The following is an 18,120-nucleotide window of genomic DNA, read 5'->3' as shown; positions in this document are numbered from 1 at the left end:
TAAAGGGGCCAAAGGGGCGGCATGGCTGCACGCTACAATGCGCGGTTTGGGATCGCCGGGCCATCTGGCGGTTGCGATCCCGCCGTTTGCCGCATTTCTTTGCCGCACCCGATTGCCGCACCCGATTGCCGCGCCCGATTGCCGCGCCTGTTTGCCGATTCCGCACCGATGACACGACCCCGTTCTTCCGCTCCGACCTCCTCCGGCCGCCCGGCGCGCCTGGCTGCGCTGCACCTGGCGCCCGATTCGCTCGGCTTCGCGCTCGACGCGGCCGCGCAGGCGGTCGATGCGGTGCGACGCGGCACCGCGTTGCCGGCGGCGCTGTCGGCGGTATTCGCGCAGATGCCGTCCGGTGCGCAGGCACTCGCGCGCGGCGCGACGCAGGACGTCGCCTACCGGACGATGCGCCGCCTGGGCAGCGCGGACTGGCTGATCGGCAAGTTCGTCAGCAAGGCGCCGCCCGCGCACGTGCACGCGGTGCTCGCCGGCGCGTTCGCGCTGCTGCTCGACCCGGCGGACGAGGCCGCGTACCCGGCGTTCACGGTGGTCGACCAGGCCGTCACCGTCATCGGTGCGCGGCGCGAATTCGCGTTCGCGAAGGGAATGGTCAACGCGGTGCTGCGCCGTTTCCTGCGCGAGCGCGACGCGCTCGTCGCCGCGATGCAGGACGACCCGGTCGCGCGCTGGAATTACCGCGAATGGTGGGTCGATGCGGTGAAGCGCGCATGGCCCGACGCGTGGCAGGCGATTCTCGCGGCGGGCGAGCGTCAGGGTCCGCTGACGCTGCGCGTGAACGCGCGCCGCGCGAGCGTGGACGCGTATCTCGACACGCTGCGTGCGAACGGGATCGACGCGACCGCGATCGGCCGGCATGCGGTGCGGCTCGCGTCGGCGCTGCCGGTCGAACGCATTCCGGGATTCGCCGACGGCGTGGTGTCGGTGCAGGACGCGGGCGCGCAGCTCGCGGCCGAATGGCTCGGCGCGCGCGACGGCATGCGCGTGCTCGATGCATGCGCGGCGCCCGGCGGCAAGACGGGCCATATTCTCGAACTCGCCGATGCGGACGTCGTGGCGCTCGAAAGCGACCCGACGCGCGCTGCGCGGATCGGCGAGAATCTCGTGCGCCTGTCGCTCGCCGCGAACGTGTGCGTCGGCGACGCGGGCGCACCTGACGCGTGGTACGACGGACGTCCGTTCGATCGCATCCTGGCCGACGTGCCGTGCTCGGCGTCCGGCATCGTGCGGCGGCACCCCGACATCCGCTGGCTGCGCCGCGAGGCCGACATCCCGGCGCTGGTCGCGGAGCAGCGTCGCATCCTGTCGGCGCTGTGGCCGCTCGTGAAGCCGGGCGGCGAACTGCTTTACGTGACCTGCTCGATCTTCCCCGAGGAAGGCGAATTGCAGGCCCGCTGGTTTGAAGCGGCCTGTGAAGATGCGGTACGATTGGACGCCCCCGGCCAACTGCTGCCGGGCGGCGTGCAGGGACGGGCGGCCGCCGGCGCACTCGACCAGAACACCGATCACGACGGATTTTTCTACGCGCGGTTTCAGAAACGGTGACGATCAAACACCTTTTTCCCCTTCGGCTCGCGGCCGTCTTGCTGGTCGCGTTGACGCTGTGTCTGGCCGTCGTCCGGCCGGCGCATGCCGAATCGATCGCCGTGCAGCGCGCGTCGCTCCAGTCCGACGGAAGCGGCTGGAGTCTCGACGCACGGTTCGACTTCGAGCTGAATCCGAACCTCGAGGATGCCGTCAACAAGGGCATCCCGCTTTACTTCACGACGGACTTCGAGCTGAGCCGCGCGCGCTGGTACTGGTTCGACGAGCAGCCGGTGGCGGTCACGCAGACGATCCGCCTGTCGTTCCAGCCGCTCACGCGCGAATACCGCGTGTCGACGGGCGGCCTGCAGCTCGGCTTCCCGTCGCTGAAGGATGCGCTCGCGGTGGTCCGGCACATCACGTCGTGGCACGTGATCGACCGCAACCAGGTGCGCGCGGGCGAAACCTACACGGCGTCGGTGCGGATGCAGCTCGATACGGCGCTGATGCCGAAGCCGTTCCAGGTCGATGCCGTGAACAACCGCGACTGGACGCTCGGGTCGGACTGGAAGCGCTTCAACTTCACGGTGACCGAACGTGCTAAATAAAGTGCGCCGCGCGGCCAGCGGGAAGAGTCTCCTCATCCGCGTGATCGTCTCGACGGTCGCGCTGACCGCGCTGCTGCTGCTCGTGCTGCTCGCGGCCGCGAGCGCGAACACCGAATTCTTCGACCGCTACTACTCGTGGCTGTACGCGACGAACATCGTCGTCGCGCTCGTGTTCCTGCTCGTGGTGCTCGGGCTGATCGGGATGATCGTCGTGCGCCTGAGGAAGGGCAAGTTCGGCACGCGGCTGCTCGCGAAGCTCGCGGTGTTCTTCGCGCTCGTCGGCGTGGTGCCGGGCGGGATCATCTACATCGTGTCGTACCAGTTCGTGTCGCGCAGTATCGAATCGTGGTTCGACGTGAACGTCGAGACCGCGCTGACGGCCGGCCTGAACCTCGGCCGCGGGATGCTCGATGCGTCGCTGTCCGATCTGCAGACGAAGGCGCGGCTGATGTCCGACCAGCTCGCGAGCGTCGATGCGAACACGAACGGCACGACGCTCACGCTGCTGCGGCTGCGCGACCAGTTCGGGGTGCAGGACGCGACGATCGTCGAGCCGAGCCGCGGCGGCTCGGGCGCGGCGCCCGACCTGCACATCATCGCGCAGGCATCGGGCAATTTCGCGGCGCTGATTCCGGATGACCTGCCGACGCCGCTGATGCTGAGCCAGGCGCGCGAACACGGCGCGTATGCGGCGATCGAGGGCGAAGTCGACGGCGACCCGCGTGCGCACGGCGCGAAGGGCGCACTGCGGCTGCGCGTCGTGCGGCCGATTCCCGACGCGACGACGTCGCTGCTGCAGCCGGCGGAGCGGTTCCTGCAGCTCACGCAGCCGGTGCCGCCCGGCCTCGCGCACAACGCGGACGCCGTGCAGCGCGCGTACCGCGAGTACCAGGAAAAGTCGCTCGGCCGCACGGGCCTGCGCAAGATGTACATCGGCACGCTGACGCTCGCGCTGTTCCTCGCGACTTTCATCGCGATGATGCTCGCGCTCGCGCTCGGCCAGCAGCTCGCGCGGCCGCTGTTCCTGCTCGCGCAGGGCACGAAGGAGATCACGGAAGGCGACTACACGCCGAAGCGCGAGATCAAGACGCGCGACGAGCTCGGCTTCCTCACGCAGTCGTTCAACGCGATGACGCGCCAGTTGTCGGAGGCGCGGCTCGCGGTCGAGAAGAACCGCATCGCGCTCGAGCATTCGAAGACGTATCTCGAGAGCATCCTCGCGAACCTGACGGCCGGCGTGTTCGTGCTCGACCGCCAGTTCCGGCTGACGACGGCCAATCGCGGCGCCGAGCGGATCTTCCGGCAGCCGTTCAACTCGCTGATCGGCACGACGCTCGACCGGATCGGCGTGGCCGCCGGGTTCGGCGCGATGGTGCGCAAGGCGTTCGCCGATCGCGAGGCGGCGTCCGACGGCGGCAGCGGCGATCGCGGCCACTGGCAGCAGCAGTTCGCGATCGAGGTGCCGGGCGAAACCGATCCGCTGACGCTGCTCGTGCGCGGCACGCGGCTCGTGTCGACGGTCGAGGGCCAGGCCGACGATCCGCAGACGTCCGGCTACGTCGTCGTGTTCGACGACATCTCCGACGTGATTTCCGCGCAGCGTTCGGTCGCGTGGGGCGAGGTCGCGCGGCGGCTCGCGCACGAGATCAAGAATCCGCTGACGCCGATCCAGCTGTCGGCCGAGCGGCTGCAGATGAAGCTGTCGGACAAGCTTTCACCGCCCGACGCGGACGTGCTCAAGCGCGGCGCGACGATGATCGTGAACCAGGTCGCCGCGATGAAGCGGATGGTCGACGATTTCCGCGAATACGCGCGCACGCCGCCGGCGGTGCTCGCGAACCTGCAGTTGAACGAACTGGCGAGCGAGGTGCTCGGGCTGTACGGCGTCGGCGAAGGCAAGAACCCGATCGTCGCCGAACTCGCGCCGTCGCTGCCGGTGATTCGCGGTGACGCGACGCAATTGCGCCAGGTGATTCACAACCTGCTGCAGAATGCGCAGGATTCGGTTGCGGAGTCCGCGCATCCGCGTGTGTTGATCGAAACCAAGACAGTAGAATATGGCGGCCCAGACGCCGAGGGCAAAACGCGCGTCGCGGTACGTCTGACCGTGTCCGACAACGGGCCCGGTTTTCCGGCACGCATCCTGACCCGCGCGTTCGAGCCTTACGTGACGACGAAGGCGAAGGGCACGGGGCTCGGGCTGGCCACGGTCAAGAAAATCGTTGACGAGCACGGCGCGCGGATCGATCTGCGCAATCGCATGCACGGCGAGACCGTCGAGGGTGCGCAGGTGTCGATCCTGTTCCTGCAGATGGCGAGCGATACGCCAGGCGCCGAACCCGGTGCGCAGGACGGGGCGACTCCCGCCAAGACAAAAGCAAGTGAGCAGACAAAGGCAGCGTAAATGGCAACCATCCTGGTGGTAGATGATGAAATGGGCATCCGGGAATTGCTCTCGGAGATCCTCAGCGATGAAGGACATGTCGTCGAGGCGGCGGAGAACGCGCAGGCCGCGCGGGAATACCGGCTGAATCAGGCGCCCGATCTCGTGCTGCTCGATATCTGGATGCCCGATACCGACGGCGTCACGCTGCTCAAGGAATGGGCGGCGCAGGGGCTGCTGACGATGCCCGTGATCATGATGTCCGGGCACGCGACGATCGATACCGCCGTCGAGGCGACGAAGATCGGTGCGCTCGATTTCCTCGAGAAACCGATCGCGCTGCAGAAGCTGCTGAAGTCGGTCGAGCACGGTCTTGCGCGCGGCGCCGCGCCGGTGTCCGCGAACACGGCGGCGAAGGCGGGCGGCGGGCAGGCCGCGGGGCCGGCGGCGGTCGCGTCCGCGGCGGCGCTGCCGACGCTCGGCGACGACATGGCGTCGGCGCTCGGCCTCGCGGGCCAGACGGCCGCGATTCCGTTCGACATCCCGTTGCGCGAGGCGCGCGATGCGTTCGAGCGCGCGTACTTCGAATATCACCTCGCGCGCGAGAACGGCAGCATGACGCGCGTCGCGGAGAAGACGGGCCTCGAGCGCACGCACCTGTATCGCAAGCTCAAGCAGCTCGGCGTCGAGCTCGGCAAGAAGCCGTCCGAAGGTGCGCTGTAAAATATTTCGCGAAAGCACTTGCTCGGGGGCGAATAGCTCGATATACTTTCATTCTTCGTTGGCCCGGTAGCTCAGTTGGTAGAGCAGCGGATTGAAAATCCGCGTGTCGATGGTTCGATTCCGTCCCAGGCCACCAGCATTTAAAACCCCAAGAATCGGAAGGTTCTTGGGGTTTTTCGTTTGTGGTGGATATCGCGCGTCGTGATCGGCGGGCCCGGCAGCATTCGCCGGGGCATGATAAAATCCGTGCCCGCTCAATGACTTAGCGCATCGCTTCATGCGCATGGCAGGCTGCCCGCGGCGCGCCTGCCGTGGCGCGCGGCCACGATGCCGCGCGATGAGCGGTATAAGCGCGCCGCCGCATTCGCGGCCCACCGCGCTGCCTATACTGGTCGGGCCGGCGCAGGCCGGCCGCGTCGGCCGCCCGGCGGCAGCCGGCCTCGGGGCGCAGTGCGACGCGAGCCTACACATTCACGGAGTATCACGGTGATTCGGACAGACGCTAAAGACGGCGCGCTCGTGTTGTTTTCCGGCGGGCAGGACTCCGCCACGTGCGTGGCATGGGCCCTCGAACGCTACCAGACGGTCGAGACGCTCGGCTTCGACTACGGCCAGCGTCATCGCGTCGAACTCGAGTGCCGCGAAGGCGTGCGCGAAGCGCTGAAGCACACGTTTCCGGCGTGGTCGGACCGGCTCGGCGACGATCACATGATCGACCTGTCGGTGCTCGGCGCGATCAGCGATACCGCGATGACGCGTACGATCGAGATCGAAACGACGGCGAACGGCCTGCCGAACACGTTCGTGCCGGGCCGCAACCTGATGTTCATGACGATCGCCGCGGCGATCGCCTATCGCCGCGGGCTGCGCGTGCTGGTCGGCGGGATGTGCGAAACCGATTTCTCCGGCTATCCGGACTGCCGCGACGACACGATGAAGGCGCTGCAGGTCGCGCTGAATCTCGGGATGGATACGCGCATGGTGCTGGAGACGCCGCTGATGTGGCTCGACAAGGCGCAGACCTGGCAGCTTGCCGAACAGCTCGGCGGCGACGCGCTTGTCGAACTGATCCGCGTCGAGACGCATACGTGCTACGTGGGCGAGCGCGCGGAGCTGCACGACTGGGGTTTCGGCTGCGGCGAATGCCCGGCCTGCAAGCTGCGCAAGCGCGGCTACGAGGCCTACCTGAAGGGCGAGCGGGTGACCGAAGCGCCGCTGTGACGCGGCTCGCGCGGGCAGCGCTTGATGGACAACGGATTCTGATCGACAACGAGCGGCGCGAGCCGGACGAAGCACGATGACTTACGCGGTCAAGGAAATTTTCTACACGTTGCAGGGCGAGGGCGCGAATGCGGGCCGGCCGGCCGTGTTCTGCCGGTTCGCCGGCTGCAACCTGTGGTCGGGCCGCGAAGAGGATCGTGCGGAGGCCGTGTGCCGCTTCTGCGATACGGATTTCGTCGGCACCGACGGCGAGAACGGCGGCAAGTTCAAGGATGCCGCCGCGCTCGTCGCGACGATCGCCGGCCTGTGGCCGGACGGCGAAGCGCACCGCTTCGTCGTCTGCACGGGCGGCGAGCCGATGCTGCAGCTCGACCAGCCGCTCGTCGACGCGCTGCATGCGGCCGGCTTCGAGATCGCGATCGAGACCAACGGTTCGCTGCCGGTGCTCGACACGATCGACTGGATCTGCGTGAGCCCGAAGGCCGATGCGCCGCTCGTCGTCACGAAGGGCAACGAACTGAAGGTCGTCGTGCCGCAGGACAACCAGCGGCTGGCCGACTACGCGAAGCTCGATTTCGAGTATTTTCTCGTGCAGCCGATGGACGGCCCGTCGCGCGACCTCAACACGAAGCTCGCGATCGACTGGTGCAAGCGTCATCCGCAGTGGCGGCTGTCGATGCAGACCCACAAATATCTGAACATTCCTTGAGCCACGGCTTTTGACATCGTGCTGATTACCCGAAAACTCGAATTCGACGCGGGCCACCGCATCCCCGATCACCGCAGCCAGTGCAGGAACCTGCACGGCCATCGCTACGTGCTCGAAATCACGCTGCGCGGCGATCTCGTCGATACCGAGGGCGCGCCCGACCGCGGCATGGTGATGGATTTCGCCGACGTGAAGGCGCTCGCGATGGAGCACCTCGTCAGCAAGTGGGACCACGCGTTCCTGGTCTATGCGCGCGACGACGTCGTGCGCTCGTTCCTCGAGCAGATGGCCGACCACAAGACGGTCGTGATCGACCGGATCCCGACCGTCGAGAACCTCGCGGCGATCGCGTTCGACCTCCTCGCGAACGTGTACGACGCGCACTACGGCGTGAACCTGCGCCTCGAGCGCGTGCGCCTGTACGAGACGCCGAACTGCTGGGCCGACGTCGAGCGCCAGCCCGGCCGCTGATCCTGCCTGCCCCCCGGCAGCCCGCCGTCCGGCGCGGGCTGCCCGTCACCGCGTCTGGCGGCGTCGCTTCCCTTGGTCCTGCGCCGGCACGGCTTCCCCCGTCTGTTCCCGCATCGAGCACCCGCCGCGCTATGATCGTCGTGCGGCACCGAAACACGCTCGCGTGAGCCATCGCGCGGCCCGCGCTGTCAGATTGGCCGTCCCGCCCCGACTCACGTTCTCCGGCGCGCGATCTGCCGCCGCCGCCGTGCTTCGATTGCCCGGCGGGGTGCGTTTCGCCGCGCCTGTTGCTTGTCCCGTTCGATTGCCGTTCCGTCCCGGAGGCCGTATCGATGAGCACGCTCACCAATTCCCTCAAACAACGCCTGCGCGACGGTGACGAGCCGCTGTACGGCCTGTGGCTGTCGCTCGGCAGCGACTCGGCCGCGGAAGCGCTCGCGCATGCCGGTTACGACTGGCTCTGCATCGACATGGAGCATGCGCCGAACGACAGTCGCGACGTGGCGTCGCAACTGCGCGCGATCGCCGCGGCGCACCTGCCGAGCGAGCCGGTCGTGCGCGTGCCGGCGCGCGAGCCGTGGCTCGTGAAGCGCGCGCTCGACGCCGGCGCGCGCACGCTGATGTTCCCGTGTATCGAGACGCCCGACGACGCCGCGCACGCGGTGCGGCTCACGCGCTTCCCGTCGCCCGAATCGCCCGACGGGCTGCGCGGCGTGGCGGGCATGGTGCGCGCGGCGGCATTCGGCATGCGCCGCGACTACCTGCAGACGGCGAATACACAAGTCGCGGTGGTCGTGCAGGTCGAATCGGCGCGCGGCGTCGCCGAAGTCGAGCGGATCGCGGCGACGCCCGGCGTCGATTGCCTGTTCGTCGGCCCGGCCGATCTCGCGGCGAGCCTCGGGCATCTCGGCGATATCCGCCACCCGGACGTCGAAACCGCGATGGCGCGCGTGCTCGCGGCCGGCAAGCAGGCGGGGGTCGCGGTCGGCATCTTCGCCGGCGATACGGCGGCCGCGCGCCAATATCGCGACGCCGGATACCGGATGATCACGGTATCGGCCGACGTGAGCTGGCTGTTGCGCGCGACGCGGCAGGCGTTGCAGGAGGTACGGTCATGAACGGAGGAGGCGCTGTGTGCCGCAGGCGAGTGCGGATCGGGGCGATGGTCGGGCTGTGGACCGTGTGGGCGGCGGCCGCCGCGCAGGGCGCGCCGCAAGCGAAGCCCGATCCGTCGCACGAGACGCAATCGGCGGTCGCCGACTACAACGCCGGCGACTATCGCGCGGCGCTCGTGCAGTTCCACGATGCGGCGGAGCGCGGCGATCGCCTCGCGCAGTTCAACTACGCGATGATGCTGCTGACGGGCGAAGGCGTGACGGCGAACGTCGACGAAGGACTGCGCTGGCTGAAGCGCGCGGCGGAAGCGAACATGTCGCATGCGCAGTACGTGTACGGCCGGATGTTCGACGACGGCGAGTTCGTCGCGCGCAACCCGACTGAAGCGCATCGCTGGTTCCTGCGGGCCGCGAAGCAGGGGCACGTGCAGGCCGAGCTGTCGCTCGCGAACCAGTTCCTCGACGGGCGCGGCACGCCGCGCGACAACCGGCAGGCGTTCGTGTGGTACAAGCAGGCCGCCGACGCGGGCGAGCCCGTCGCGCAGTACGTGACCGCGTCGTTCTACGAGCGTGGCGGCGACGGCGTCGCGCAGAACCTGAACATCGCGCGCGCGTATTACGCGGCGGCGGCCGCGCAGGGCGACGAGACGGCCGGGCTGAAATTCAAGGAGCTGAGTGCGCGGCTGAAGGCGCCGACGCCGGCATCGGGCGCCGGCGCGGCGCAGCAAGGCAAGGCGCACGCGCCGCCGCAGTAAGCGGCCCTCGCCCAATGAAAAACGGCGCCGGGGCGCCGTTTTCGCGTATCGCGGTGCAGGCCGCGCGGTCAGCTCTTCATCAGCCGCCGCTGCCGCCCGACGCTCATGATCATCCCGATCGCGATGCCGAGCGTCGTGAGCGCGGTGCCGCCGTAGCTCATGAACGGCAGCGGCACGCCGACGACTGGCAGCACGCCGCTCACCATCCCGATGTTGACGAACGCGTAGACGAAGAACGCGAGCGTGAGCGAGCCCGCGAGCAGCCGGCCGAACTGCGTCGCGCCCTGCGCGGCGATGTAGAGGCCGCGCGCGATCAGCGCCATGTACAGCGTCAGCAGCACGAGCCCGCCGGCGAGCCCCCATTCCTCCGAGAACACCGCGAAGATGAAGTCGGTGTGCTTTTCCGGAATGAATTCGAGGTGCGCCTGCGTGCCTTTCAGGTAGCCCTTGCCGAGCGCGCCGCCCGAGCCGATCGCGATCACGGCCTGGATCGTGTGGAAGCCCTTGCCGAGCGGGTCGGACGTCGGGTCGAGCAGCGTGCACACACGGTGCTTCTGGTAGTCGTGCATCAGCGGCCACTGCACTTCGGGCTGGCAGATGCGTTCCTCGAACACGGCGATCGAGCCGACCGCGATCACGCCCGCGACGAGCACGGGCACGATCAGCTTGAACGACAGGCCGGCGAGGTAGATCACGAAGAAGCCGGCCGCGAACACGAGCAGGCCCGTGCCGAGGTCGGGCTGCTTCGCGATCAGCCCGACCGGCACCATCAGGATCCCGAACGCGGCGACGAAGTCGTACCAGCGCAGCCCGCCTTCGCGGCGCTGGTAGTACCACGCGAGCATCAGCGGCGTCGCGATCTTCAGGATTTCCGACGGCTGGATCACGACGCCGACGTTCAGCCAGCGCTTCGCGCCCTTCTTGGTCATCCCGAACAGCGCGACGGCAATCAGCAGCGCGACCCCGAACGTATAGAGCGGGACCGCGAAGCGCATCAGCGTGGTCGGCGGGATGTTGGCGATCACCCACATCAGCACGAACGTCAGCAGGATGTTGCGCAACTGGTCCTCGACGCGGCCCGGCACGTCGATCGACGCGCTGTACAGCGTGACGATGCCGACGCACAGCAGCAGGAACACGATGAGGGCGAGCGGGCGGTCGAAGCCCGCGAACATCTGCTTGATCTTGTCGAGCCAGGCGCGCTTGTCGAATTGCATGCCTTTCTCCGTTAATGAGCGGTGCCGGCGTCCGCCGCTTTCGCGGGGGCCGTCGCACGGTGGTTGTCGTCCCGCGGCGTGGCGACGACCGGCTGTGCGTCGCTGGCCGACCGGCGCGGCCGGTGCGGTCGCCGGATCGGCGGCAGGCTCGCGGCCATCGGTGCCGCGGCGCTCGCGTCGGCCGGCGCGGTGGCGCTGGCCGCTCCCGAGGCCCCCGAGGCCCCCGACGCGGCCGATGCCGCGTCGGCCGCGCTGGCCGGCGACGGCACGACCGGCTGCGGCAGCGCGGTGAAGCCGGCCGCGATCGTGGCCGGCTTCGACGTGTCGCCGACCACGGGCGCGCTCACCGGCTCGGTGGCCGACGCCGCGGCGGCCACGGCCGCGGCTTCGTTCTTCGGGTTCTGGCGCTCGACCAGGTAGTAGTCGAGCACGCGGCGTGCGATCGGGCCGGCGGCCTGCGCGCCCCAGCCGCCGTTCTCGACGACCAGCGCGATGGCGATCTGCGGATGGTCGACCGGCGCGTACGCGATGAACAGCGCGTGGTCGCGCAGGTGTTCGGCGAGCAGATGGCCCTTGTAGTTCGACCCCTGCAGCGAGAACACCTGCGCGGTACCGGTCTTGCCGGCCGCGAGGTACGGCACGCCGCGGAACACCTTGTACGCGGTCCCGGACGGGTTCTCGATCACGTTCTCCATCCCGCGCTTCACGACGTCGATGTCGGCCGCCTTCAGCGGAATCACGTCGCTTTCCTTCGGCACGGTCAGGTGGCGCGCCCGCGAGATCGGATCCTCGACTTCCTTCACGAGGTGAGGCTTCATCACGACGCCGTTGTTCGCGAGCGTTGCCGTGGCATGCGCGAGCTGCAGGATCGTGAACGAGTTGTAGCCCTGGCCGATCCCGAGGCTGATCGTCTCGCCGTCGAACCACTTCTGCTGCGCCGCTTTCTTGAACGCCTTCTTCTTCCAGTCGGTCGACGGCAGGATCCCGCGCGCCTCGCCCTGGATGTCGATCCCGGTGATCTGGCCGAAGCCGAACGGCTTCATGAAGTTCGCGATCGCGTTCACGCCGAGGTCGCGCGCGAGCATGTAGAAGTAGGTGTCGTTCGACACCATGATCGCCTTGTTCATGTCGACCCAGCCCTGGCCCGAGCGCACGTCGTTGCGGAACGTATGGCCGCCGAACGTGAAGTAGCCGGGATCCTGGAAGCCCCAGCCCGGCGTGCGCTTGCCGAGCGTCAGGCCCGCGAGCGCCATGAACGGCTTGTACGTCGAGCCGGGCGGGTAGGTGCCGTGCAGCGGGCGGTTCAACAGTGGCTTGTCGGGCGAGTTGTTCAGCTCGTCCCAGGTCTGCTGGTCGATGCCGTCGACGAACGAGTTCGGGTCGAAGCTCGGCGACGACACGAACGCGAGCACGTCGCCCGTCTTCGGCTCGATCGCGACGAGCGCGCCGCGCTTGCCGGCGAACGCCTGCTCGGCGACCTGCTGCAGCCCGATGTCGAGCGACAGCACGAGATTGTTGCCGGGCGTCGCCTGGGTGCGCGACAGCGTGCGCACCGGCCGGCCGCCGGCGGTCACCTCGACTTCCTCGAAACCCGTCAGCCCGTGCAGCTCGGTTTCGTAGCTCTGCTCGACGCCGATCTTGCCGATGTAGTCGGTGCCCTTGTAGTTGTTCGCGTCGCGTCGCGGATCGTAGTGCTCCTGATCGCTGTCGTTGTCGTCGCTGATCGCGTCGATGCGATCCTGGTCGCGCTTGGAGATCCGGCCGATATAGCCGATCACGTGCGCGGCCGTCATGCCGAGCGGGTACTGGCGGAACAGCCGCGCGCGCACGTCGACGCCGGGGAAGCGGAAACGCTGCGCGGTGAAGCGCGCGACTTCCGCGTCGGTGAGCCGCGTGCGGATCGGCAGGCTCTCGAAGTTCTTCGAGTCTTCCTGCAGCTTCTTGAAGCGGCGGCGGTCGCGGGCGTCGATCGGGATGATCTCGGACAGCTTGTCGATCGTGTTGTCGAGCGTGTCGTCGAGCTTCGACGGCGTGATCTCGAGCGTGTACGCCGAGTAGTTCTTCGCGAGGATCACGCCGTTGCGATCGGTGATGATCCCGCGGTTCGGCACGATCGGCGCGACCGAGATGCGGTTTTCCTCGGCCTGCAGCGCGTATTTGCCGTGCTGCATCAGCTGCAGGTAGAAGAAGCGGCTCGCGAGCAGCCCGAAGCAGACGAACACGAACACGCCCGCCGCCGCGACGCGCAGGCGGAACCTCGAGAGCTGCTGTTGGGTGTCGTTGAATTCGGTCATTTAAGGGCAATCTGGCCCGCGCGCGGGCGCGGGCGAGGTGCCGCCCCGGAGCGCGGCGCGCGGCGGGCGTGGGGGCGGCGGGTATTCAAGGTCGGTCCGGCTCAGATCGGGCGCGTATCGTCCGGGTCGACCGGGCGGCGTTGCGGCATCAGCAGCAGGTGGCTCGCGATCGGCCACAGCGCGGCTTCGACGAAACCGTCGACCAGATAGCGCCAGCCGGGGAACGCGGCGCCCATCAGCAGGCGGATCACGAACGGCACGAGCTGCGCGGCGACCAGCAGCGGCGTGACGTACAGCACCTGCACGCCGATCGGCATCCACAGCACGCGGCGGTGGATCGTGATCGCGCCGTACGACAGCAGCGTATAGGCGAGCGCGTGCTCGCCGAGCAGCCCCGCGTCGTGCACGTCCATCAGGATGCCGAGCGCGAACGCGACGCCCATCCCGACCTTGCGCGGCTGGTGGATGTTCCAGAACAGCAGCACGAGCGCGACGAAGTCGGGCACGCCGGGCAGGCGGCCCCACGGCATCAGGTTCAGCAGGAACGCGGCGGCCAGGCTGAAGACGATGAAGTACGGATTGACCGGCTGCAGGATGTATTGCGGGCGGTTCATCGCTGGGCTCCTGATTGCCCGGCGGCGGGCTTCGCGGGCGCGGCGGCCGGCTGGACCGGCGCGGCAGGCGCAGCGGGCGCCGGCTTCGCGCCGGGCTGGGCCGCGGCGGCCGGCTTCGCGTTCGCGTCGGCCTTGTCGGTTTTCTCCGCTTTCTCGCCCTTCGCGGCGGCTTTCGCGCCCTTCTTGCCCTTCGCGTTCTTCTCGGTCGCGGGATCGGGCTCGGCCGGGCGCGGCGGGATGTCGTTGCGGTAATGCAGCACGAGCATCTGGCGCGCGCCGCGCACGGCCGCGACCGGTGCGCAGGTCACGCGGGCGAACGCGGTATCGGCCAGCTTGTCGACGCGCACGACCTTCGCGACCGGCAGGCCGGGCGGATAGACGCCGTCGAGGCCGCTCGTGACGAGCTCGTCGCCGGCGACGAGATCCGCGCTCGTCGGCACGAAGCGCAGGTCGAGCGAGTCGCCCTTCGGCGTGCCGTAGATCACGCTGCGCAGGCCGGTGCGCAGCACCTGCACGGGAATCGCGAGATCGCGGTCGGTGACCAGCGTGACTTCGGATTGCAGCGGGAACACGCGCGTGACCTGACCGATCACGCCGTCCTCGCTGACGACGGGCGAGCCGTCCTGGATGCCTTGCTGCGAGCCTTGGCCGACCACGATCTTCTGCGTGAATGGATCGCTCGTGTCGTACTGGATCTCGACCGGCGTCGATTGCGTCGCGATGTGCTGGCGCAGCTCGAGCACAGCGCGCAGATGGACGTTCTCCTGCGCAAGCACCGCGGCCTGGTTGGCCTGCGTGGACAGCTGCAGGTTGCGTTTGCGGAGGTCGTCGTTCTCGTGGCGCAGCGACGCGCCGGTGACGGCGATGTCGGCCGCGCCCATGAACAGGTCGCGCGGCACGAGCGCCGCGCGTTGCAGCGGATAGAGCACGGTGCCGAGCACGCCGCGCACGATTTCGAGCGTGCTGAAGCGCGCGTCCGACACGAGGAGCGCGATGGCGAGGGCGACGAAGAAGATGAGCCGCGCGAGCGCGGGCGGACCTTGCTTGAAGAGGGGCGGCGGACTGTATTCCATGGTCGGCGCCGGGCGCGTGTGATCGGTTAAATAATGCTCAGACGCGCAAACGGCGCGGCGGTTCGTTCTGAACGAGCGATCCGGCCACGCCGCGGGTGCGTCATATCAAACGGGACTGCTTAGGCGATCACTCGTACGAGAAGATGCTGCCCAGCTTGTCCATGCGCTCGAGCGCCATGCCCGAACCGCGTACGACGCAGGTGAGCGGATCTTCGGCGACGAGCACCGGCAGGCCGGTTTCTTCCGCGAGCAGGCGATCGAGGTCGCGCAGCAGCGCGCCGCCGCCCGTCAGCATCATTCCGCGTTCGGCGATGTCGGCGCCGAGTTCCGGCGGCGTCTGTTCGAGCGCGATCTTCACCGACGACACGATCTGGTTCAGCGGATCGGTCAGCGCTTCGAGGATTTCGTTGCTGGAGATCGTGAAGCTGCGCGGGATGCCTTCCGACAGGTTGCGGCCCTTCACTTCCATTTCCTTGACTTCGGAGCCCGGGAACGCGGAGCCGATTTCCTTCTTGATCGCCTCGGCGGTCTGCTCGCCGATCAGCATCCCGTAGTTGCGACGGATGTAGTTGACGATCGCCTCGTCGAACTTGTCGCCGCCGACGCGCACCGAGCCTTTGTAGACGATCCCGCCGAGCGAGATCACGCCGACTTCGGTCGTGCCGCCGCCGATGTCGACGACCATCGAGCCGGTGGCTTCGGACACCGGCAGGCCCGCGCCGATCGCGGCCGCCATCGGCTCCTCGATCAGGTAGACCTGCGATGCGCCGGCGCCGTGCGCGGCTTCCTTGATCGCGCGGCGCTCGACCTGGGTCGAGCCGCACGGCACGCAGATGATGATGCGCGGCGACGGCGAAAACATGCGCGATTCGTGGGCCGTCTTGATGAACTGCTTGATCATCTGCTCGGTGACGGTGAAGTCGGCGATCACGCCGTCCTTCATCGGGCGGATCGCCTCGATGTTGCCCGGCACCTTGCCGAGCATCTGCTTGGCTTCCTTGCCGACCGCCTGGATCGTCTTCTTGCCGTTGGGGCCGCCTTCCTGGCGAATCGACACGACGGACGGCTCATCGAGGACGATGCCCTTGCCGCGCATGTAGATCAGGGTGTTTGCGGTGCCGAGGTCGATCGCGAGATCGTTGGAGAAGTAGCTGCGCAAAAAACCGAACATTCAGAATCCTGTTTCGCTCTGGGCCGGCCCTGCATAGCGAGCGCTGAGGGCGGCAGCGGAAAAAATAACAGCCTCGGGAAGCGTGGCGGAAGCGGCCGCCGCGGCGCACGAAGCTGCGAGTGATGTCTACCGGGGATCGCACGAAGCACGCACGGCTTGCCGAAACAAGGCGAAACGGTGCGGGAAAAGGCTGCCGGGTTTGGGTCGAACGCGTAATGATACCTTATAATTTCACGGTATTTGAATCGAAACGGGCGGTATTTTTGCCGCTTCGGCCCCGATTTTTGAGGGTGGGATCGCACCCTCCAACCCCCCGCCGCAGTGCTGCCGTCGACGCACTGCGCAGTCTTGTTTTTCCGGTGATCGCATGGCCCTGACCCTGACCGATGTGAAACGCATCGCGCACCTGGCGCGACTCGAAATGGCCGACGCCGACGCCGAGCACATGCTCGGCCAGCTCAATGAATTCTTCGGCCTCGTCGAGCAGATGCAGGCGGTCGACACCGCCGGCATCGCGCCGCTCGCCCACCCGATCGAACAGATCCAGGAAGTCGCGCAGCGCCTGCGCGACGACGCCGTGACGGAAGTCGTCGTTCGCGACGACAACCAGCGTCCGGCGCCGGCCGTCCAGGACGGCCTCTATCTCGTGCCGAAGGTGATCGAGTAAGCGTTCGATGACAAGCGCGCCGGCCGTCCAGCGCCGCGCGCGACCCAGAATTCCCAGGAAAACCACTCAATGCACGCAAAAAGCCTGACCGAACTGCGCGCCGCGCTCGCCGCCAAGGAATGCTCGGCCGTCGAGCTCGCGCAGCACTATCTGAAACGGATCGACGCCGCGCGCGACCTGAACGCGTTCGTCCACGTCGACGCCGACCTCACCCTCGCGCAGGCGAAAGCCGCCGACGCCGAACTCGCGCGCGGCGCGGGCGGCGCGCTGACCGGCCTGCCGATCGCGCACAAGGATGTCTTCGTCACGCGCGGCTGGCGCTCGACCGCCGGCTCGAAGATGCTCGCGAACTACGAGAGCCCGTTCGACGCGACCGTCGTCGCCCGCCTGCAGGCGGCCGGCATGGTCACGCTCGGCAAGACCAACATGGACGAGTTCGCGATGGGCTCGTCGAACGAGAATTCGGCGTTCGGCGCGGTGAAGAACCCGTGGGACACGAACGCGGTGCCGGGCGGCAGCTCGGGCGGCAGCTCGGCCGCCGTCGCCGCGCGCCTCGCGCCGGCCGCGACCGGCACCGACACCGGCGGCTCGATCCGCCAGCCCGCGTCGTTCGCGGGCGTGACGGGCATCAAGCCGACCTACGGCCGCGTGTCGCGCTACGGGATGATCGCGTTCGCGTCGTCGCTCGACCAGGGCGGCCCGATGGCGCAAAGCGCGTCCGACTGCGCGCTGCTGCTGAACGCGATGGCCGGCTTCGACGAGCGCGACTCGACGAGCCTCGAGCGCGACGATGAAGATTTCACGCGCCACCTCGGCCAGCCGTGGGCGCCCGGCAACGACGCGGGCAAGCCGCTCGCGGGCCTGCGCATCGGCTTGCCGAACGAGTATTTCGGCGCCGGCCTCGCCGACGACGTGCGCGCGGCGATCGACGCGGCGCTCAAGCAATATGAAGCGCTCGGCGCGACGCTCGTGCCGGTGTCGCTGCCGAAGACGGAGCTGTCGATCCCCGTGTACTACGTGATCGCGCCGGCGGAAGCGTCGTCGAACCTGTCGCGTTTCGACGGCGTGCGCTTCGGCCACCGCGCCGCGCAGTACGGCGACCTGCTCGACATGTACAAGAAGTCGCGCGCCGAGGGCTTCGGGCCCGAAGTGAAGCGTCGGATCCTGGTCGGCACGTACGTGCTGTCGCACGGTTACTACGACGCGTACTACCTGCAGGCGCAGAAGATCCGCCGCATCATCGCGAACGATTTCCAGGAAGCGTTCAAGTCCTGCGACGTGATCATGGGCCCGGCGTCGCCGACGGTCGCATGGGATCTCGGCGCGAAGGGCGACGATCCGGTGCAGATGTATCTCGCGGATATCTACACGCTGTCGGTGAGCCTCGCGGGCCTGCCCGGCATGAGCGTGCCGTGCGGCTTCGGCGCGGGCGCGAACGCGAAGCGCCCGGTCGGCCTGCAGATCATCGGCAACTATTTCAACGAAGCCCGGATGCTGCAGGTCGCCGACGCGTTCCAGCGCGCGACCGATTGGCACAAGCAAGTTCCGGCGGGGGTGTAA

Annotated in this window: 16 protein-coding genes and 1 tRNA gene; 12 read left to right on the top strand and 5 right to left on the bottom strand. The window is 68.1% G+C overall.

Translation table 11 applies throughout. From position 1 onward, the window contains the following. The first annotated feature begins 168 nt into the window (after positions 1 to 168). The 10 genes from rsmB (at position 169) to CFB81_RS16095 (ending at position 9,524) form a co-directional block, all read left to right on the top strand. Positions 169 to 1,560, top strand: coding sequence for a 16S rRNA (cytosine(967)-C(5))-methyltransferase RsmB (gene rsmB / locus CFB81_RS16140; protein ID WP_089435777.1), 1,392 nt, complete (start codon positions 169 to 171; stop codon positions 1,558 to 1,560). After that, complete coding sequence (locus CFB81_RS16135) at positions 1,557 to 2,147, top strand: DUF4390 domain-containing protein (protein ID WP_069618232.1); 591 nt, start codon at positions 1,557 to 1,559, stop codon at positions 2,145 to 2,147. Before rsmB ends, CFB81_RS16135 begins: the two co-directional genes overlap by 4 nt. Then, the gene (gene esaS / locus CFB81_RS16130; protein ID WP_089435776.1) at positions 2,137 to 4,551 is read left to right on the top strand and encodes a sensor histidine kinase EsaS; all 2,415 of its coding nucleotides are present in this window, start codon (positions 2,137 to 2,139) and stop codon (positions 4,549 to 4,551) included. Before CFB81_RS16135 ends, esaS begins: the two co-directional genes overlap by 11 nt. Beyond that, positions 4,552 to 5,253 carry a response regulator transcription factor EsaR gene (gene esaR / locus CFB81_RS16125; RefSeq protein WP_069618230.1) on the top strand — a complete coding sequence of 234 codons (702 nt, stop codon included), beginning with the start codon at positions 4,552 to 4,554 and terminating at the stop codon, positions 5,251 to 5,253. It abuts the gene before it with no gap. A gap of 60 nt (positions 5,254 to 5,313) precedes the next feature. After that, positions 5,314 to 5,389, top strand: a tRNA-Phe gene (locus tag CFB81_RS16120). 350 nt (positions 5,390 to 5,739) lie between these two features. After that, on the top strand, positions 5,740 to 6,474 hold the full coding sequence (gene queC / locus CFB81_RS16115; protein WP_089435775.1) for a 7-cyano-7-deazaguanine synthase QueC: 735 nt from the start codon (positions 5,740 to 5,742) through the stop codon (positions 6,472 to 6,474). Between the two features lie 76 nt (positions 6,475 to 6,550). Further along, positions 6,551 to 7,183 carry a 7-carboxy-7-deazaguanine synthase gene (gene queE / locus CFB81_RS16110; protein ID WP_050011126.1) on the top strand — a complete coding sequence of 211 codons (633 nt, stop codon included), beginning with the start codon at positions 6,551 to 6,553 and terminating at the stop codon, positions 7,181 to 7,183. Between the two features lie 18 nt (positions 7,184 to 7,201). Beyond that, positions 7,202 to 7,654: a 6-carboxytetrahydropterin synthase QueD gene (queD, locus tag CFB81_RS16105; RefSeq protein ID WP_006477472.1), complete on the top strand. Its 453-nt coding sequence runs from the start codon at positions 7,202 to 7,204 to the stop codon at positions 7,652 to 7,654. Between the two features lie 332 nt (positions 7,655 to 7,986). After that, the gene (locus CFB81_RS16100) at positions 7,987 to 8,772 is read left to right on the top strand and encodes an HpcH/HpaI aldolase/citrate lyase family protein (protein ID WP_089435774.1); all 786 of its coding nucleotides are present in this window, start codon (positions 7,987 to 7,989) and stop codon (positions 8,770 to 8,772) included. Then, entirely contained in the window at positions 8,769 to 9,524 is a 756-nt protein-coding gene (locus CFB81_RS16095; RefSeq protein WP_069618227.1) for a tetratricopeptide repeat protein, read from the top strand. The genes CFB81_RS16100 and CFB81_RS16095 overlap by 4 nt, the downstream gene beginning before the upstream one ends. Before the next feature lie 68 nt (positions 9,525 to 9,592). On the opposite strand, the gene rodA is transcribed toward CFB81_RS16095, so the two are convergent. From rodA to CFB81_RS16070, 5 genes are all read right to left on the bottom strand, one after another. Next, positions 9,593 to 10,741: a rod shape-determining protein RodA gene (rodA, locus tag CFB81_RS16090; protein WP_050011130.1), complete on the bottom strand. Its 1,149-nt coding sequence runs from the start codon at positions 10,739 to 10,741 to the stop codon at positions 9,593 to 9,595. 11 nt (positions 10,742 to 10,752) lie between these two features. Beyond that, positions 10,753 to 13,035, bottom strand: coding sequence for a penicillin-binding protein 2 (mrdA, locus tag CFB81_RS16085; protein WP_089435773.1), 2,283 nt, complete (start codon positions 13,033 to 13,035; stop codon positions 10,753 to 10,755). A gap of 101 nt (positions 13,036 to 13,136) precedes the next feature. Beyond that, positions 13,137 to 13,649 carry a rod shape-determining protein MreD gene (gene mreD, locus CFB81_RS16080; RefSeq protein ID WP_006477476.1) on the bottom strand — a complete coding sequence of 171 codons (513 nt, stop codon included), beginning with the start codon at positions 13,647 to 13,649 and terminating at the stop codon, positions 13,137 to 13,139. Further along, on the bottom strand, positions 13,646 to 14,722 hold the full coding sequence (mreC, locus tag CFB81_RS16075; protein WP_089435772.1) for a rod shape-determining protein MreC: 1,077 nt from the start codon (positions 14,720 to 14,722) through the stop codon (positions 13,646 to 13,648). The genes mreD and mreC overlap by 4 nt, the downstream gene beginning before the upstream one ends. 127 nt (positions 14,723 to 14,849) lie before the next feature. Continuing rightward, positions 14,850 to 15,893 carry a rod shape-determining protein gene (locus tag CFB81_RS16070; RefSeq protein ID WP_004189550.1) on the bottom strand — a complete coding sequence of 348 codons (1,044 nt, stop codon included), beginning with the start codon at positions 15,891 to 15,893 and terminating at the stop codon, positions 14,850 to 14,852. Between the two features lie 367 nt (positions 15,894 to 16,260). Here CFB81_RS16070 and gatC point away from each other — a divergent pair, with 367 nt between their 5' ends. Together gatC and gatA are read left to right on the top strand one after the other, a co-directional pair. Then, on the top strand, positions 16,261 to 16,560 hold the full coding sequence (gene gatC / locus CFB81_RS16065; RefSeq protein ID WP_069618224.1) for an Asp-tRNA(Asn)/Glu-tRNA(Gln) amidotransferase subunit GatC: 300 nt from the start codon (positions 16,261 to 16,263) through the stop codon (positions 16,558 to 16,560). Positions 16,561 to 16,629: 69 nt separating this feature from the next. Then, positions 16,630 to 18,120 carry an Asp-tRNA(Asn)/Glu-tRNA(Gln) amidotransferase subunit GatA gene (gatA, locus tag CFB81_RS16060; protein ID WP_069618223.1) on the top strand — a complete coding sequence of 497 codons (1,491 nt, stop codon included), beginning with the start codon at positions 16,630 to 16,632 and terminating at the stop codon, positions 18,118 to 18,120.

This window comes from Burkholderia sp. AU28863 (assembly GCF_002223195.1).
GTDB classification, from domain to species: domain Bacteria; phylum Pseudomonadota; class Gammaproteobacteria; order Burkholderiales; family Burkholderiaceae; genus Burkholderia; species Burkholderia sola.
Note: the sequence above shows the minus strand (reverse complement) of the source record. Positions and strands in the feature narration are given on the sequence as shown.

Coding starts and splice junctions, on each gene's coding strand:
- rsmB (WP_089435777.1), top strand. CDS start 169: ATGACACGACCCCGTTCTTCCGCTCCGACCTCCTCCGGCCGCCCGGCG.
- esaR (WP_069618230.1), top strand. CDS start 4,552: ATGGCAACCATCCTGGTGGTAGATGATGAAATGGGCATCCGGGAATTG.
- queE (WP_050011126.1), top strand. CDS start 6,551: ATGACTTACGCGGTCAAGGAAATTTTCTACACGTTGCAGGGCGAGGGC.
- CFB81_RS16100 (WP_089435774.1), top strand. CDS start 7,987: ATGAGCACGCTCACCAATTCCCTCAAACAACGCCTGCGCGACGGTGAC.
- CFB81_RS16095 (WP_069618227.1), top strand. CDS start 8,769: ATGAACGGAGGAGGCGCTGTGTGCCGCAGGCGAGTGCGGATCGGGGCG.
- rodA (WP_050011130.1), bottom strand. CDS start 10,741: ATGCAATTCGACAAGCGCGCCTGGCTCGACAAGATCAAGCAGATGTTC.
- mrdA (WP_089435773.1), bottom strand. CDS start 13,035: ATGACCGAATTCAACGACACCCAACAGCAGCTCTCGAGGTTCCGCCTG.
- mreD (WP_006477476.1), bottom strand. CDS start 13,649: ATGAACCGCCCGCAATACATCCTGCAGCCGGTCAATCCGTACTTCATC.
- mreC (WP_089435772.1), bottom strand. CDS start 14,722: ATGGAATACAGTCCGCCGCCCCTCTTCAAGCAAGGTCCGCCCGCGCTC.
- CFB81_RS16070 (WP_004189550.1), bottom strand. CDS start 15,893: ATGTTCGGTTTTTTGCGCAGCTACTTCTCCAACGATCTCGCGATCGAC.
- gatC (WP_069618224.1), top strand. CDS start 16,261: ATGGCCCTGACCCTGACCGATGTGAAACGCATCGCGCACCTGGCGCGA.
- gatA (WP_069618223.1), top strand. CDS start 16,630: ATGCACGCAAAAAGCCTGACCGAACTGCGCGCCGCGCTCGCCGCCAAG.